13 protein-coding genes are annotated in these 15,577 nt (G+C 62.8%); 3 read left to right on the forward strand and 10 right to left on the reverse strand.

What is annotated here, in order from left to right:
* Nucleotides 1-2: 2 nt before the first annotated feature.
* The 3 genes from J3B00_RS04000 to J3B00_RS04010 are packed head-to-tail and all read right to left on the reverse strand — an operon-like array spanning nt 3 to nt 1,754.
* Nucleotides 3-275, reverse strand: coding sequence for a phosphopantetheine-binding protein (locus J3B00_RS04000; RefSeq protein WP_209864178.1), 273 nt, complete (start codon nt 273-275; stop codon nt 3-5).
* Entirely contained in the window at nt 244-1,062 is an 819-nt protein-coding gene (locus J3B00_RS04005; RefSeq protein ID WP_209864183.1) for a lysophospholipid acyltransferase family protein, read from the reverse strand. The genes J3B00_RS04000 and J3B00_RS04005 overlap by 32 nt, the downstream gene beginning before the upstream one ends.
* Nucleotides 1,038-1,754, reverse strand: a complete 717-nt coding sequence (locus J3B00_RS04010; RefSeq protein WP_209864187.1) for a beta-ketoacyl synthase chain length factor — start codon at nt 1,752-1,754, stop codon at nt 1,038-1,040. Before J3B00_RS04010 ends, J3B00_RS04005 begins: the two co-directional genes overlap by 25 nt.
* A gap of 284 nt (nt 1,755-2,038) precedes the next feature.
* On the opposite strand from J3B00_RS04010, the gene J3B00_RS04015 reads away from it, so the two are divergent.
* Genes J3B00_RS04015 through J3B00_RS04025 form a run of 3 tightly spaced genes read left to right on the forward strand, consistent with a single transcriptional unit; the run spans nt 2,039 to nt 3,504 of the window.
* Nucleotides 2,039-2,821 (forward strand): ParA family protein, encoded by a 783-nt coding sequence (locus J3B00_RS04015; RefSeq protein WP_209864190.1) that lies wholly within the window; start codon nt 2,039-2,041, stop codon nt 2,819-2,821.
* Nucleotides 2,822-2,849: 28 nt separating this feature from the next.
* Nucleotides 2,850-3,158, forward strand: a complete 309-nt coding sequence (locus J3B00_RS04020; RefSeq protein ID WP_209864193.1) for a type II toxin-antitoxin system HigB family toxin — start codon at nt 2,850-2,852, stop codon at nt 3,156-3,158.
* Nucleotides 3,148-3,504, forward strand: a complete 357-nt coding sequence (locus tag J3B00_RS04025; protein WP_209864196.1) for a helix-turn-helix domain-containing protein — start codon at nt 3,148-3,150, stop codon at nt 3,502-3,504. The genes J3B00_RS04020 and J3B00_RS04025 overlap by 11 nt, the downstream gene beginning before the upstream one ends.
* A 55-nt stretch (nt 3,505-3,559) precedes the next feature.
* Here J3B00_RS04025 and trxC read toward each other — a convergent pair whose 3' ends face one another.
* The 7 genes from trxC to betI form a co-directional block, all read right to left on the reverse strand.
* A complete protein-coding gene (gene trxC / locus J3B00_RS04030; RefSeq protein ID WP_209864199.1) occupies nt 3,560-3,994 on the reverse strand; it encodes a thioredoxin TrxC in 435 nt (144 codons plus the stop codon).
* Nucleotides 3,995-4,212: 218 nt separating this feature from the next.
* Entirely contained in the window at nt 4,213-5,673 is a 1,461-nt protein-coding gene (selO, locus tag J3B00_RS04035) for a protein adenylyltransferase SelO (RefSeq protein WP_209864202.1), read from the reverse strand.
* Nucleotides 5,674-5,836: 163 nt separating this feature from the next.
* Entirely contained in the window at nt 5,837-9,154 is a 3,318-nt protein-coding gene (gene mscK, locus J3B00_RS04040) for a mechanosensitive channel MscK (RefSeq protein ID WP_209864204.1), read from the reverse strand.
* Between the two features lie 35 nt (nt 9,155-9,189).
* Complete coding sequence (locus J3B00_RS04045) at nt 9,190-10,932, reverse strand: potassium/proton antiporter (protein WP_209864207.1); 1,743 nt, start codon at nt 10,930-10,932, stop codon at nt 9,190-9,192.
* Between the two features lie 298 nt (nt 10,933-11,230).
* Complete coding sequence (gene betA / locus J3B00_RS04050; RefSeq protein ID WP_209864210.1) at nt 11,231-12,928, reverse strand: choline dehydrogenase; 1,698 nt, start codon at nt 12,926-12,928, stop codon at nt 11,231-11,233.
* Between the two features lie 78 nt (nt 12,929-13,006).
* Nucleotides 13,007-14,479, reverse strand: a complete 1,473-nt coding sequence (gene betB, locus J3B00_RS04055) for a betaine-aldehyde dehydrogenase (protein WP_209864213.1) — start codon at nt 14,477-14,479, stop codon at nt 13,007-13,009.
* Between the two features lie 30 nt (nt 14,480-14,509).
* Nucleotides 14,510-15,175, reverse strand: coding sequence for a transcriptional regulator BetI (betI, locus tag J3B00_RS04060; RefSeq protein WP_209864216.1), 666 nt, complete (start codon nt 15,173-15,175; stop codon nt 14,510-14,512).
* Nucleotides 15,176-15,577 lie beyond the last annotated feature (402 nt).

Below are 15,577 nucleotides of genomic sequence, written 5' to 3' on the forward strand. Positions count from 1 at the left end.
TCTCAGGCGGCCTGACGGGCAGTGACAAACGCCGCCAGGCTGGCGACGTTGGTGAAATGGCTACGGGTGTCCTTGGCCTCGGCGTCGATCTTGATGCCGAAGTGCTTCTGCAGGGCCAGGCCCAGCTCAAGGGCGTCCACCGAGTCCAGGCCGAGGCCTTCGCCGAACAGTGGCTGCTGGTCGTCGATGTCCTGTACGGCGATGTCTTCGAGGCCGAGGGCGTCGATGATCAGTTGCTTGATGTCACGGTACAGGTCTTGCTGTGCATCGCTCATCTGCGGCGAGCTCCTTGATGAAGTACTGGTGCAGGTAATCGTTGAGTCGGCGTGACGCCAGCGGCGCCGGGCCGAGGGCGGTAAAACGGGCCGGGTCGATATCGACGCCGACCTGCAGGCGCACATGCACACGGCGCTGCGGGATGCGGTACCAAGGCTCGTTCTTGGTCAGCGTGGTGGGGCTGACCGTGATAACCACCGGGGTGATGATCTTCGCACCGCGCAGGGCGATCGCGGCGGCGCCACGATGAAAGGCTGGCGCCTGGCCAGGCGAGGTGCGCGTGCCTTCGGGGAAGATGATCAGCGGCTGGCCTCGGCGCAGGGTCGCGGCGGCGGCGTCGAGCATCTCCATGCTGCCATCGTTGCCCAGGTACTGCGCTTCACGGACCGGGCCGCGGGTGAACGGGTTGCTGAACAGGCTGTGCTTGATCACGCAATTGGCGTTGCGCACCAGGCCGATGAGAAACACCACATCGATCAATGACGGATGGTTGGCGATGATCATCTGCCCCGGACGCCCCAGGCGTTCGGCGCCGATGATCTCATAAGTCAGCACGCCGCTGACACGCATGAAGCGCACCAGGCGCCAGAACAGCCAGCCGATGGTGCGCCGGGCCCGCTGTTGGTGGCGTTCGCTGCCGCCGGGCAGGCAGGCGAGCAGGGGGAACACCAGCACGCGCAGGCACAGGCCGCCGAAACCGAACAGCAGAAAGCTCAGTGCGGTCGCCAGCAGGCGCCAGTAGTAGCCATCGCGGCGGCTGTTCATGGTTGCCGTTGCCAGGTCCATGAACGCTGCCGGCCAGGATGAACCAGCTGGTTTTCGCCGCCGAGCAGGGCGCGCAGCCAGTCCAGGGCGTGTGGCAGCGCGGCTGGGCGGTGCTCGCTGGCAGGGCCTGCGGTCAACGCCCATTGTTGCCCGGGGGTGAGCAGCAGGGCCAAGGCATAGGGGAAGGGTACGTCGTCGATCCAGGGTTGGTAGGCGGCTGGTGGCTGTTCTTCGGCAACGATCAGCAGCACGGCGGGGGCGCCATCGTGGAGCAGGCCGGCCGCTTCGAGAATGCCTTGTTCAAAGCCGTCACCCGCTGCGGCAAGTGCGGTCATCTCGCTGGTTTCCCCGCGCAGGATCGACCACAGGCCGATCACGGCGTTGTGCACCGACAGGCTGAACTGGGTCGGAGACAGCGGCTGGCGCGCGCCGAGTTCGCTGAGCAGGGCAAAAGTGCGCGGGGTTTCCCCGTGGCGCGAGACGTAGACCAGCGGCAGTTGGTCGATACCGTCAGCCAGCGGCCAGCCGACGGCGAACGCCATGCGTGCCAGGGCGCCCAGGCGCCGACGCTGCATGGCCGGCAGGAACGAGACATCCGGAGCCTGCTCGGCGTCTGCCGGCAGCTCGGCCCCGTTGGCCCAGGCCTGCCACGCGCCGGGCGCCTGCAAGCCTGGCGCCCAAGCGCGCCATTGGCTGATATCGAAAGTGATCACGGTGTATCTGCTTCCCGCCTTGTGGAGATGTGCTCGCCGAGGGAATGAGACAGGGGTGTGCTGTAGTGGCGCGCATTATCCCGGTGCTGGCGAGCGGTAGCAATTGTTGTGTTGGACAACGGTTTGCAGAAAATTCACCGTGGTTTGTAGGAGAGTTTTCTCGCCTCGCGTCAGTGGCTTATCCGATCCCGCGTGCTTGCGCGGTTGCCAGCCGACAACATGGGCTGGTCAAGCCTGAGCGCTGCACACATACTCGGGCATTCGTTGATACACGGAGGTCTCTCATGCGGCGCGTGGTATTCAATCAGAAAGGTGGCGTGGGCAAGTCGAGCATTGCCTGCAACCTGGCGGCAGTGAGCGCCAACGAGGGTTATCGGACCCTGTTGATCGACCTCGATGCCCAGGCCAACTCGACCCAGTACCTGACCGGGCTGACCGGCGACGACATCCCCATGGGGATTGCCGATTTCTTCAAGCAGAGCCTGTCCAGCGGGCCGTTCAGCAAGAAGAACAAGGTCGATATCTACGAAACCCCGTTCGACAACCTGCACGTGGTGACCGCCACCGCCGAGTTGGCTGATCTGCAGCCCAAGCTTGAGGCCAAGCACAAGATCAACAAGCTGCGCAAACTGCTGGATGATCTGGATGAGGATTACGACCGGATCTACATCGATACGCCGCCGGCGTTGAATTTCTACGCAGTTTCGGCGTTGATCGCGGCTGATCGTGTGTTGATACCCTTCGATTGCGACAGTTTCTCCCGCCAGGCGCTGTATGGCCTGCTGGCCGAGATCGAAGAGCTGAAGGACGACCATAACGAGGATCTGCAGGTCGAGGGGATTGTCGTCAATCAGTTCCAATCACGCGCCAGCTTGCCTCAGCAAATGCTCGACGAATTGCTGGAAGAGGGCTTGCCGGTGTTACCGGTATACCTGAGCAGCTCGGTGAAGATGCGTGAGTCGCACCATGCCAGCCTGCCGCTGATCCACCTGGAGCCGCGGCACAAGCTGACTCAGCAGTTTGTTGAGCTGCATGATCTCCTTGAGCGGGCAGATTCGATGGTTTAATATCTCCCAAAACGGGAGATTTATTTGGATGCGCGTCATTGCCAAAAGTACCCTGGTGAAATTCTGGCAGAAACCTGGATATGAAGATGCCAAAGCACCTTTGGAAAGCTGGCACGATATAGCGCTGAAAGCGCTTTGGCGCACGCCTCAGGATGTTAGAACCCAGATAGGAAATGCCAGTATTTGTGGCAATAACCGGGTGGTATTCAACATTGGGGGTAACAAATACCGGCTGGTGGTGGAGATGCAATACCGCGCCGGTATTGCGTGGGTGAAATTCATCGGTACCCACAAGCGCTATGATGAGATAGATGTGGAGACGATCAATGAATGTTAAGCCAATCCGCAACGATGAAGATCTTCGAGCAGCTTTTCTGCGATTGGAAACTATCTTTCAGGCAGAGGCTGGTTCACCGGAAGCTGACGAGATGGAGGTTCTTGTTACGCTGATCGAAGTCTACGAGAACACGCACTACCCGATACATCCAGCTAACCCTGTCGATGCAATCAAATTTTGTATGGATCAGCAAGGGCTGACCCCGCGAGATCTCGAGCGCTATATAGGGCCGAGCGGGCGTGTTTCTGAGGTATTGAATGGAAAGCGACGCTTGAGCCTTTCAATGATCAAGCGGCTGCATGATGGCCTACGTATTCCTTATGAGTCTCTGCTGGCCGGCGCCTGATACAGGGGCGCCAGACCTGGCTCACTAACATCGGTGTGATGAAAGCTCCTGAAGCCTAGACCCCTTGGCTTCGCAACCATTCCAGCAACGATTGCAGTGGGAACGCCCCGGCTTGCCGCGCCACTTCGCGGCCATTCTTGAACAGGATCAGGCTGGGGATCGAGCGGATGCCCAGTTGCCCGGCGAGGTTGCGGTTGGCCTCGCTGTCCAGCTTGGCCAGGCGGCAGCGGCCGCTGAGCTGGCCGGCGGCCTGGGTGAAGATCGGGGCGAAGGATTTGCATGGGCCGCACCAGTCGGCCCAGACGTCCAGCAGCAACGGCAGGTCGCCCTTGATCTGGCTGGCGTAGCTGCTTTCGCTGAGGTCGAAGGGTTTGCCGAGAATGACGTCCTGTTTGCAGCGGCCGCATTTTGGCGCGTCGGTGAGGCGGGCGGCGGGCAGGCGGTTGAGGCCATTGCAGTGGGGGCAGGGGATCACTAGCGGGTCGGACATTGTGTACTCCTTGAGTTTGTTGGGGCAGCTGCGCAGCCGTTTCCCACAGAACTAACGCTAACCCATTGATTTAGCGGAACCCTGTAGGAGCGGGCTTGCCCCGCGAAGAGGCCAGTTCAGCCACCATGGTAGATGGCACCGGCTTCGCCGGTTTCGCGGGACAAGCCCGCTCCTACAGGGTGTGCAGCGCGCTTGCGGCCCTTGGATTCACGGGTTAGTCAGGACGAGCAGCTGATCTCGAGGTGCTTGCCCCACTCCGGCGGCCGTTCGGCATAGGCCTGCATTCCCGGCTGCTCTTCGAACGGTTTGCTGAGTACCTGATGCAGTCGGCGCACCTCGCTGTAGTCACCCTTTTTCGCCGCTTCGATGGCCTTTTGCGCCAGGTAGTTGCGCAGTATGTACAGCGGGTTCACCGCATGCATGCGCTCACGCCGGCCTTCGGCATTGCCGGGCTCGCGCTCACAGCGGGCCTGATACTCGGCGCCCCAGGCATCGAAACCGGCCAGGTCGACAAAATCATCGCGGACCCGCTGCAACGCCTCGGCGACCGGCTGTTCGCCCAGGCGGCGGAACAACAGCGTGTAGTCGACGCCGCCACGCTGCATGCACTGCAGCAAACGCTCGACCAACGCCAGGTCGTCGTCTTCTGCAGTGGTCAGGCCCAGGCGGCGGCGCATCAAATCCAGGTAATGCGCCTGGTACAGCGGCAGGAACAAGCCCAACACCTCTTTCAGCGCCTCGACCTCGATGAACGGTGTCAGGGCCTGGGCCAGGGCGCTGAGATTCCAATGGGCGATGGGCACCTGGTTGGAATAGCTGTAGCGGCCACGGTCATCGGAATGGTTGCAGATGAAGTTGGCGTCGAAATCGTCGAGGAAGGCGAACGGGCCGAAGTCGAAGGTGATGCCCAGAATCGACATGTTGTCGCTGTTCATCACGCCGTGGCAGAAACCATAGGCCTGCCAATACGCGGTCAGCTCGGCGTTGCGCTCGACAATGCTGCGGAACATGGCCAGGTACGGCAGCTCGGCCTCACGGCACTCGGGGTAGTGCTGCGTGAGCACATGATCGATCAGCACCTGCTGCTGCTCGGGCTGGCGCGTGTAGTAGAAGTATTCGAAATGGCCGTAGCGGATATGGCTCGGCGCCACGCGCAGGAGCATGGCGGCGCTTTCCTGGGTCTCGCGCCATACCGGCGTGCTCGAACCGATCACGCACAGCGCGCGGCTGCTGGGGATACCCAGCGCATGCAACGCTTCGGAACCGAGAAATTCGCGGATCGACGAGCGCAACACGGCGCGGCCATCACCCATGCGCGAGTACGGCGTCTGCCCAGCCCCCTTGAGGTGCAGGTCCCAGTGCTCGCCGGCATCGTTGACCACTTCGCCCAGCAGCAGGCCGCGACCATCGCCCAGGCGCGGGTTGTATGAGCCAAATTGATGGCCGGAGTAGACCATCGCCCGTGGGTCGGCGTCCTGCCAGGACTGGTAGCCACTGAACAGTTCGGCGAACAGCGGCAGCTCGGCCTGGGCCGGGTCGAGGTCGAGCAGGGCCATGGCTGACGCGCTGGCTACCACCAGGCGTGGGTCGGCGATCGGGTCGGGCAGGACCTGGGTGGAAAACGCATCGCCCAGGCGGGCGAAGCGGTTGTCGAAGGTCAGTTGGTCGAGGGCTTTCAAAGGCCGGCTCCTGGATTGCTGGTCGGGGGCCGCTGTGCGGCCCAATCGCGACACAAGGCCGCTCCTGCAGGTTCAGCGCGGTCCCTGTGGGAGCGGCCTTGTGTCGCGAAACGAGGGCGCCGCCCTCGCAGCGATTCTGCGGTTGATGGCCGTTGGAGTCCAGCTACACCGGCGCGGTGCCATCCGGTTTCACGCCATTGCTTCCTTCCATGGCAATCAGCTGCTGCTTTTGCCCCAAGGTATCCATCAGGAACACCTCGACCTGTCGCACCGAAATCTTGATGTTGTGCGCCTTGAACTCCCGGTTGATATACCGGTTGATCTCATCGAGGGTCGGGTTGCGGTCACCCAGGTCACGCACGTGCATGCGCAGCTCATGGTCCAGCGAACTCTCGCCAAAGTTGAGGAAATACACCAGCGGCTCCGGGTCCTTGAGTACCCGCGGGTTCTCATGGGCGCCCTTGAGCAGCAGGTCGCGCACAAGGTCGAGGTCCGAGCCGTAGTCGATGCCGAGCTTCAGCGTCACCCGGGTGACCGTGTCGGTCAGCGACCAGTTGATCAACTGGCCAGTGATGAAGGTCTTGTTCGGGACGATGATGTCCTTGCGGTCGAAATCGGTGATGGTGGTGGCACGGATACGGATCTTGCTCACCGTGCCGGACAGGTTGCCGATGGTGATGGTGTCGCCGATGCGCACCGGTCGCTCGAACAGGATCATGATGCCGGAGATGAAGTTGGCGAAGATCTCCTGCATGCCGAAACCCAGGCCCACCGACAGCGCCGCGACCAGCCACTGCAGCTTGTCCCAGCTGACCCCGAGGGTCGATAGGGTGCTGACAAAACCAACCCCCGCGATCACATAAGAGAGCAGCGTGGTGGTTGCGTAGGCGCTGCCCTGGGCCAGGTTCAGCCGCGACAGCACCAGCACTTCGAGCAGCCCCGGCAAGTTGCCGGCCAAGGCAAAGGTGATACCGATGATCACCAGCGCGCCGAGCAGGTCGCCGAGGCTGATCGGCACCATGCTGGCGGCGGCGCCGGTGCCGCTGGTGTATTCGTACAGGGTGAAGTTGTTGAGGTAGGCGAACACCGTGATCAGGTCGGCCCAGACCCAGTACAGGCCCCCGATGAAACCGCCGAGCAAGGCCAGGCGGATCAGCCGCAGCGACTGCTGGTTGACCTGCTCGATGTCCAGGGTCGGCTCTTCAGTGAAGACCTCGCCATCCAGGCCTTCCTTGCTCGCCTGGCGCTTGCTCAAGGCGCGCTGATAGGCCAGGCGCCGCGCCGCCACCGACAGGCCGCGGACGAACGCCGCCTCGATCACCAGCCAGAACAGCAGCAGGTACAGCGTGTAGATCAGGCGGTCGGTGAGTTTCAGGGCGGTGTAGTAATAGCCAAAGCAGACCGCCACGAACAGGGCGATCGGCAACGCGGTAAAGGCTACCCCGACTGCCTTGCGGAACAGTGAGGTATCGCGGTGCGCCGGGCTGCTCAACAGCAGCCGGCTGAGCAGCCAGGCCATCAGCGCGTAGCAGGTCAGCACCACACCGATGCCGAGCACGTCGTTAGCCAGCGCCGAGGGCTGGTGCTCGGCCACCGCCACCACGCCGACCAGCGCCAGCACCACGCTACCCAGGCGACGCACCCAGCCGCGAAGGAACTCGACCTGCGGCTTGTGCCAGCGGAAATGGATCTCCGCCACCCCACCCGGGGAGAGGATGCGGTAGGCGGTGTAGAACACCAGCCAGGCCTGGGCGATCTGCCACAGTGCGGCGCTGAGGTTGGCGTTCTGCCCACGGGCATCGACCTGCAGGATATAGGCGCACAAGGCCAGCGCCAGGCTCAGCGGCATTGCCAGCAAGACGTTGATCAGCAGCGCCTGCGGCGTATGCCACTGGCTGTCGCGCTTGAAGTGGCCGATGTCCTGATGAACCTTGCTCAGCCGCTGGTACAGGTAGCGCCGGCGCCACAGCAAGGCACCGATCAGCAACAGCAAGGGCAGAAACAGCAGCGGCCGTTGGCTCAGGCCCTGGACCACCTCTTTGACCCCCGAGCCCCACGGCAGGCTGGCTACCTGCTCGACGAAGCGGCCGGGTACGGTGCTCAGCCACTCCCAGTCGAGCGGCTTGTTGCTGGGGATCCAGAACATCTGCTCTTCAAGGGTGGTGCGCAGGCCTTGCGCGGTGCTCAGCAACTGCTTCTGGTTCAACTGCAGGGTGATCGACTCGTTGAGCAGTGCCGACAGCTCGCGGTTGAGCCGTTCAAGAAGGTCGTTACGGGTGATGGCGACTTCCAGCAAGGCCTTGCGCAGCGCGGGGTTGACGTCCTGTTCGGGTTGAGTGGCGAGCAGGCGATCGACATAGCCGGTCGGGTTGCTCATCTGTTCGCGCTGCTGGTTGACCTCGAACTGGTACAGGCGGATGTCGGCGATCTGGTCGGCCAGGCCGCGGTCGAGCGTCAGGTGCGGCAGGGTCTGCTTCTGCTTGTAGAGGATCTTGGACAGCAGCAGGCTGCCCTTGAGCACATTGATCTGCTCGTCCAGGGCCTGGTCGGCCTGGGTCAGGCTATCGAGCTGCTGTTTGGTCTTGAGGTTCTGCTGGGTCAGCTCGTTGAGACGGTCGGTACTCTTGAGCAGGTAGTCGGAGAGCTTCAGGTTGGCCGCACTTTCGTTGGCCAGCAGGCTGCTGCCGCCGGCTTTTTGCGCTTCGATCGACTGCTGGGTGACCGTTTGCTGCGACTGGGCCAGGCGCTTGTCGTTGATCAGCGTCTGCAGGTCCTGGATTTCTTGCTCAAGGCGCGCGGCGCGCTCGACCAGCAGGTCATGCTGGGCGTTGCCGAGGTCTTGCAACAGGCCATTGCCGGCCAGCTCCTGGCGGCGCAGCAAGGTCTGTGCGTTGAGCGCGGCAAGCTCGGCGTTGAGCTGGTTGCGCTGGTCGGCTGAGAGGCTCTTGCCGTTGTCCTTGCCGGACTTGAGGGTGCTGTTGATCTTTTGGGTGCGAATCTGGTTGTTGCTGATCTCGGCCTGGGCCCGTTCGGGGCGGGTCTGCGAGTTGATGATCAGGCTGTTGGCTTCGGACAGCGCCTTTTGCAGCTCGCCCTGCAGGGTATTGCGCTCGCTGAGCATGTTCTCCAGCTGCGGTACCGTGAGGTTGGCGTAGCGCTGGGTCACCGGCACCGTTTTGCTGGTCTTGAGTTTGGCCAGTTCGCGCTGGCTTTCGCTGGTCAGACGCGGCGCGTCGGCCAGCTGCTGCTTGAGGTCGGCGAGCTTGCGTTCACTGTCCTGCTGGTTGCCGAGCAGGGTGAGCGTCTGTTCGAGCACCTGCTGCAGGGCTTTCTGCTCTGCTTCGGGGAGCTTGCGCTCGGCGATCTTGTCGAGACTGTTCTGGATGCTGGGGGTGGTCAGGGTCTCGGCCGCGGTGGCGGCAAACGAGAGGGACAAGCACAGCCCGAGAAGGGCTGCGCGCAGGTGCACACGCAGGGACATAGGCAGAATTCTTGTGTAACGAGGCAAATCGGAGTTTAGAGGAACAGCCCTGGGCCGGGTCGGGTTCCTTCGGGGAATCTGACGCCCACTTTGTGGATCTTGTTCCCGTCCATGACTGCGACGGTCCAGATTGTGCCGTGCCATTCGATCTGATCCCCTACTACTGGAGCGCCTCCGACCTTTTGTCGGATGAACTGCGCCAGCGGCATATTGGCGTCCAGGCCGTCCAGTTTCAGCCCATAAAGGGCCGCCACTGCGCCCAGTTCGGCATCGCCTTCGAGGACGAAATCGCCGAAGAAGCGCAGGTCGAGACCGCGTTGTGGCGCCTGGCTGAACAGTTTGCCCAGTGCCGACAGGTTGTGCTCGTGGCCGATCACACAGAGCATGTCGCCAACTTCCAGCACGGTGCTGCCTGACGGGTGAAGCAATTGCTCGCCGCGAAACAGCGCGGCAATCCGCGTGCCTTCAGGCATCTTCAACTCGCGCAGGGCGGCGCCGATGCACCATTTTTCGGCGCCGAGGCGGTAGACGAACATCTCCCACTCGCTGGTGATATGCACTTCCAGGGCGGAGCGCGAGATCGGCGCCGGGTCTGGCGGTACCGTGACCTTGAGCAGCTTGGCCATCCACGGCAGGCTGGTGCCCTGTACCAGCAGCGATACCAGGACGATGAAGAATGCCAGGTTGAAGAATAGCTGTGCCTGCGGCAGCCCAGCCATCAGCGGGAACACCGCGAGGATGATCGGTACCGCGCCGCGCAGGCCGACCCAGGCGATAAAGCCCTTTTCGCGCCCGTGAAAGGCCTTGAACGGCAGCAGCGCGGCAACCACCGACAGCGGCCGGGCGACCAGGATCATCCACAAGGCCAAGGCCAGCGCTGGCACTGCGATCGGTAGCAGGTCGTGCGGGGTGACCAGCAGGCCCAGCACCAGGAACATGCCGATCTGCGCCAGCCAGGCCATGCCGTCGAGCATGTGCAGAATGCCGTGGCGGCTGCGAATCGGCCGGTTGCCGAGCACCAGCCCGCACAGGTACACGGCAAGGAAGCCGCTGCCGTGCAGGGCGTTGGTCAGGGAAAACACCACCAGGCCGCCAGCCACTACCAGGATCGGGTAGAGGCCGCCGGCCAGGTTGATCCGGTTGACCATCTGCAGCATCAGCCAGCCGCCGCCCAGGCCGAGCAGACCACCGATGCCGAACTCGCGGATCAGGTGGGTGAGCAGGCTCCAGTGCAGGCCGGTCTGGCCGCTGGCGATCATGTCGATCAGGGTGACGGTGAGGAACACCGCCATCGGGTCGTTGCTGCCCGACTCGATTTCCAGGGTGGCAGTGACCCGTTCGTTCAGGCCTTTGCCGCCGAGCAGCGAGAATACCGCCGCGGCGTCGGTCGAGCCAACGATGGCGCCGATCAGCAGCCCTTGGATCAGGCTCAGGTCGAACAGCCAGGCGGCGACCATGCCGGTCAGCCCGGTGGTGATCAGTACGCCTACCGTGGCCAGCGACAACGCTGGCCACAGCGCCACGCGAAAGCTTGCCACCCGCGTGCGCAGGCCACCGTCGAGGAGGATCACGGCCAAGGCCAGGTTGCCCACCAGGTAGGCAGTCGGGTAGTTGTTGAAGATGATGCCGCCACCATCGACGCCGGCTACCATGCCGACCGCGAGGATGATGACCAGAATGGGAATGCCCAGGCGCGATGACAGCGAGCTGACCAGGATACTTGCACCCACCAGCAATGCGCCGATCAGGAACAGGCTGTTGATGGTGCTTGCATCCAAAGGCGTTACTCCGGGGGTCATCGCGGGGAGGGGACGTGCGTGTATTAGAGGGTCTAACTAGCAGGTCGCGTGCCAATCGATTCTAACCTGATGAATTGGCAGGGTGTAAAGCGTTTCTGCATATGAAAAAAGGCACCGCGCAGGGTGCCTTCTTTGTATGGCGTCAGGGCCGGTCTCTTCGCGGGGCAAGCCCGCGCCTACAGGATCCGAGTCGATCACCCATCAGGGGACATACCGAACCCCTGTAGGAGCGGGCTTGCCCCGCGAACGAGCGCAAAGCGCTCGCCTGGCGCCGCAATCAGCCCTGCTTCACTTCACGCATGGCTTTGCCTTTGACCGGCGCGCCGTTCGCCACGTAATACTTGGCGGTGCTGCGCGGCAGTGGCTGGCGGCCACGGATCTTGTCCGAGATCTTCTCGGCAATCATGATCGTGGTGGCGTTGAGGTTGCCGGTGATGATGATCGGCATGATCGACGCATCGACCACACGCAGGCCCTGCATGCCATGCACGCGACCCTGGTCGTCGACCACCGCCATCTCGTCGGTGCCCATCTTGCACGAGCAGGACGGGTGGAACGCGGTTTCGGCGTGCTCGCGGATGAACTGGTCCAGCTGCTCGTCCGTCTGCACGTGCTCGCCCGGGCTGATCTCACGACCACGGTACTGATCGAGTGCCGGCTGGGCCATGATTTCACGGGTCAGGCGGATGCCGTCGCGGAATTCCTGCCAGTCCTGCTCGGTTGCCATGTAGTTGAAGAGGATGCTCGGGTGCTGGCGCGGGTCTTTCGACTTGAGCTGGATACGGCCGCGGCTAGGCGAACGCATCGAGCCCATGTGCGCCTGGAAACCGTGTTCCTTGACGCCGTTGGAGCCGTTGTAATTGATCGCCACCGGCAGGAAGTGGTACTGGATGTTCGGCCACTCGAACTCAGGGCGGGAACGGATGAAACCGCCGGCCTCGAATTGGTTGCTGGCGCCGATGCCGGTGCCGTTGAACAGCCATTCGGCACCGATGGCCGGCTGGTTCCACCAGAGCAGCGACGGGTACAGCGAGACCGGCTGGGTGCAGGCGTACTGCAGGTACAGCTCGAGGTGGTCCTGCAGGTTCTCGCCAACGCCTGGCAGGTCGTGCACGACCGGCACGTCGAGGCTTTCCAGCAGTGCCCGAGGGCCGACGCCGGAGCGTTGCAGCAGTTGCGGCGAGGCAATCGCGCCGGAGCTGACGATGACTTCCTTGCGCGCACGGGCTTCCATGCGCTCTTCGCTATCGCCGACCAGGTAAGTCACGCCGACAGCGCGCTTGCCTTCGAACAGAATGCGGTCGCTGAGGGCGTGGGTGACGATGGTCAGGTTGGGGCGTTTCTTGGCCTGGTCCAGGTAACCGCGAGCAGTGCTCGAACGGCGGCCTTTCTTGGTTACCGAACGGTCCATCGGACCAAAGCCTTCCTGCTGATAACCGTTGAGGTCTTCAGTACGCGGGTAACCGGCCTGCACGCCGGCTTCGACCATGGCGTTGAACAGCGGGTTGTTGCCAGCCTTGGGCGTGGCGACGCTGAGCGGGCCTTCGCCACCGTGGTAATCGTTGGGGCCGATGTCGCGGGTTTCTGCTTTGCGGAAATACGGCAGGCAGTCCAGGTAGGTCCAGTCTTCGAGGCCTGGCAGTTCAGCCCAGCCGTCGAAGTCCATGGCGTTACCGCGGATGTAGCACATGCCGTTGATCAGCGAAGAACCACCCAGGCCCTTGCCGCGACCGCATTCCATCCGGCGGCCGTCCATGTGCGGCTCAGGATCGGTCTCGTAGGCCCAGTTGTAGCGACGACCCTGCAGCGGGAAGGCCAGGGCGGCCGGCATCTGCGTGCGGAAATCGAAGCGGTAGTCCGGGCCGCCGGCTTCGAGCAGCAGCACGCTGACATTGGCGTCTTCGGTCAGGCGGGTGGCGATGGTATTACCGGCCGAGCCGGCACCCACGATGATGTAATCGAATTGCTGGGACATGATAAGTACCCTCGTGTGGCGGTGACAGGGAGCGAGAACGCCCGCGCAGCGCGGCGCGGGCGTGACTACACGGGGTGCTTAGAACACCGAGGTGTAGCCGCCCAGCTCGACCTGGACCGACTTGATGCGGGTGTACTGGGCCAGCGAGCTGACGCCGTTTTCACGGCCAACGCCCGACTGCTTGTAGCCACCGACCGGCATTTCTGCCGGCGACTCACCCCAGGCATTGATCCAGCAGATGCCGGCTTCAAGCTGGTGGATGATGCGGTGGGCGCGGCTGATGTCGTTGGTGCACACGCCTGCGGCCAGGCCGTACTCGGTGTCGTTGGCGCGACGGATGACTTCTTCTTCGGTCTCGTAGCTGAGGATGCTCATCACCGGGCCAAAGATCTCTTCCTTGACGATGGTCATGTCGTCCGTGCAATCGGTGAACACGGTCGGGGCAACGAACGCGCCCTTGGCGAAGTCGCCTTCGCTCAGACGCTCGCCGCCGCACAGGACGCGGGCACCTTCCTGTTTACCCTTGGCGATGTAGCCGAGCACGCTTTCCATGTGCTGGAAGCTGACCAGCGGGCCGAAGTTGGTGTTCTCGTCTTCCGGGTTGCCGATGCGGATGCGGGCAACACGCTCGGCGATCTTGGCTTCAAAGGCCGCTTTCATCGAGGCCGGGATGAACACGCGGGTGCCGTTGGTGCAGACCTGACCGGAGCTGTAGAAGTTGGCCATCATGGCGATGTCGGCGGCCTTGTCGAGGTCGGCGTCGGCGCAGATGATCAACGGCGACTTGCCGCCCAGTTCCATGGTTACTTCCTTCAGCGACGAGCTGGAGGCGCTGGCCATGACTTTCTTGCCGGTGGTGGTACCGCCGGTGAAGGAGACTTTCTCGATGCGCGGGTGCTCGGTCAGCCAGGTGCCGACTTCACGGCCGCTGCCGGTAAGGACGTTGAACACGCCGTCTGGCAGGCCGGCTTCGGTGTAGATCTCGGCCAGTTTCAGCGTCGTCAGCGAGGTGACTTCCGAGGGCTTGAAAATCATCGCGTTGCCGGCGGCCAGGGCCGGGGCCGATTTCCACAGGGCGATCTGGATCGGGTAGTTCCAGGCGCCGATACCGGCAGTTACGCCCAGTGGCTCGCGGCGGGTGTAGACAAAGGCGCTTTCGCGCAGCGGGATCTGCTCGCCTTCGATGGCCGGAACCAGGCCTGCGTAGTACTCGAGCACGTCGGCGCCGGTGACGATGTCGACGTAGCGGGTTTCCGAGTACGACTTGCCGGTGTCGAGGGTTTCCAGCTGGGCCAGCTCATCGTTGCGCTCGCGCAGGATGTCGACGGCGCGGCGCAAGATGCGCGAGCGCTGCATGGCGGTCATCGCCGCCCAGACCTTCTGGCCGCGCTCGGCGCTTTCTACCGCACGCTCGACGTCGGCCTCGGTGGCACGTTGCACGTGCGCGAGGACTTCGCCGGTAGCCGGGTTGATGGCTTCGAAGGTGGCGTCAGTGCCAGCGTCGACATAACCACCATCGATGTAGAGTTTTTGCGTTCCGAAACGGGCCATAGTGTCCTCGCAAGTGCAGTGTGTGATCGGCTAGCCGCGGCGCCCTCCTGCTTGTTGGGCAATGGTTACGCGCGGTTGTTCAGTGGCCTGGTCGTTTGGGTCCGGGCGCTGCTGTTTAGCCAGTTGTAAATCCAGGTATTCGTAAGCAATCCGTATTGCCTGGTCGGTATCGAAGGCATCTCCCGACAGGGCGCCACGCAGCCACAGGCCGTCGATCAAGGCTGCCAGGCCGCGGGCTGCACTGCGTGCATCATCACGCGGCAGCACCCGGCGGAACTGGAAGCACAGGTTGGAATACAGGCGGTGATCGTTGATCCGCTGCAACCTGTGCAAGGACGGCTGGTGCATGCTGGCGGCCCAGAAGGCCAACCAGGTTTTCATTGCCGGGCCGCTCACCTGGCTGGCGTCGAAGTTGCCTTCGACGATGACCATCAAGTGCGCCCGCGGGCTGTTGTCGAGCAGGGCGTGTCGACGTGCGACGGTGCCCTCGCTCAAGGCGTTCATGAGGTGGCGCATGGTCGCTGCAATCAGGCCGTTCTTGTCCTGAAAGTAGTGACTGATGATGCCGTTCGACACGCCGGCCAAACGGGCAATCAGCGCAATGCTGGCATCTCCCAGACCGACCTGGTCGACCGCCAACAGGGTGGCGTCGATCAACTGCTGGCGGCGAATGGGTTGCATACCGACCTTGGGCATCTAGCGAATCTCCTCAGGCCTGCGGGCAGACGACAAGCGGCTGCCTCGGCGAAGGCCAGTCTATTTTGTTTTGATTGAACGTTCAATCAATAAAGAATAAGCTCTGCGACAATTTGTGCCATTGACAGTTTTCACGCTGCCTCAAAGAGCACTGATTGACACCCCAGGAAATCGCGTAACCCCCGGAATACAAGGCGTTGACGGGCAAGAGCGATGCGCGGGACAGATTCTGCCGAACGGTCATGGGCCGTGCGGCGGGCCCTTGGAGCGGGCTGGTTTCACTGTGGCTAATGCGCGCACCCCAGCGCCAATAGCGGGTTGCACACAGGCCATCTGTCTGTTTTTTGCACTGCATCGATTCGGGATCACGGTTTCCAAGGTGCCTTTTATAACACCTGACGC

The sequence above is a fragment of the Pseudomonas sp. BP8 genome (assembly GCF_017875955.1).
Classification (GTDB): domain Bacteria; phylum Pseudomonadota; class Gammaproteobacteria; order Pseudomonadales; family Pseudomonadaceae; genus Aquipseudomonas.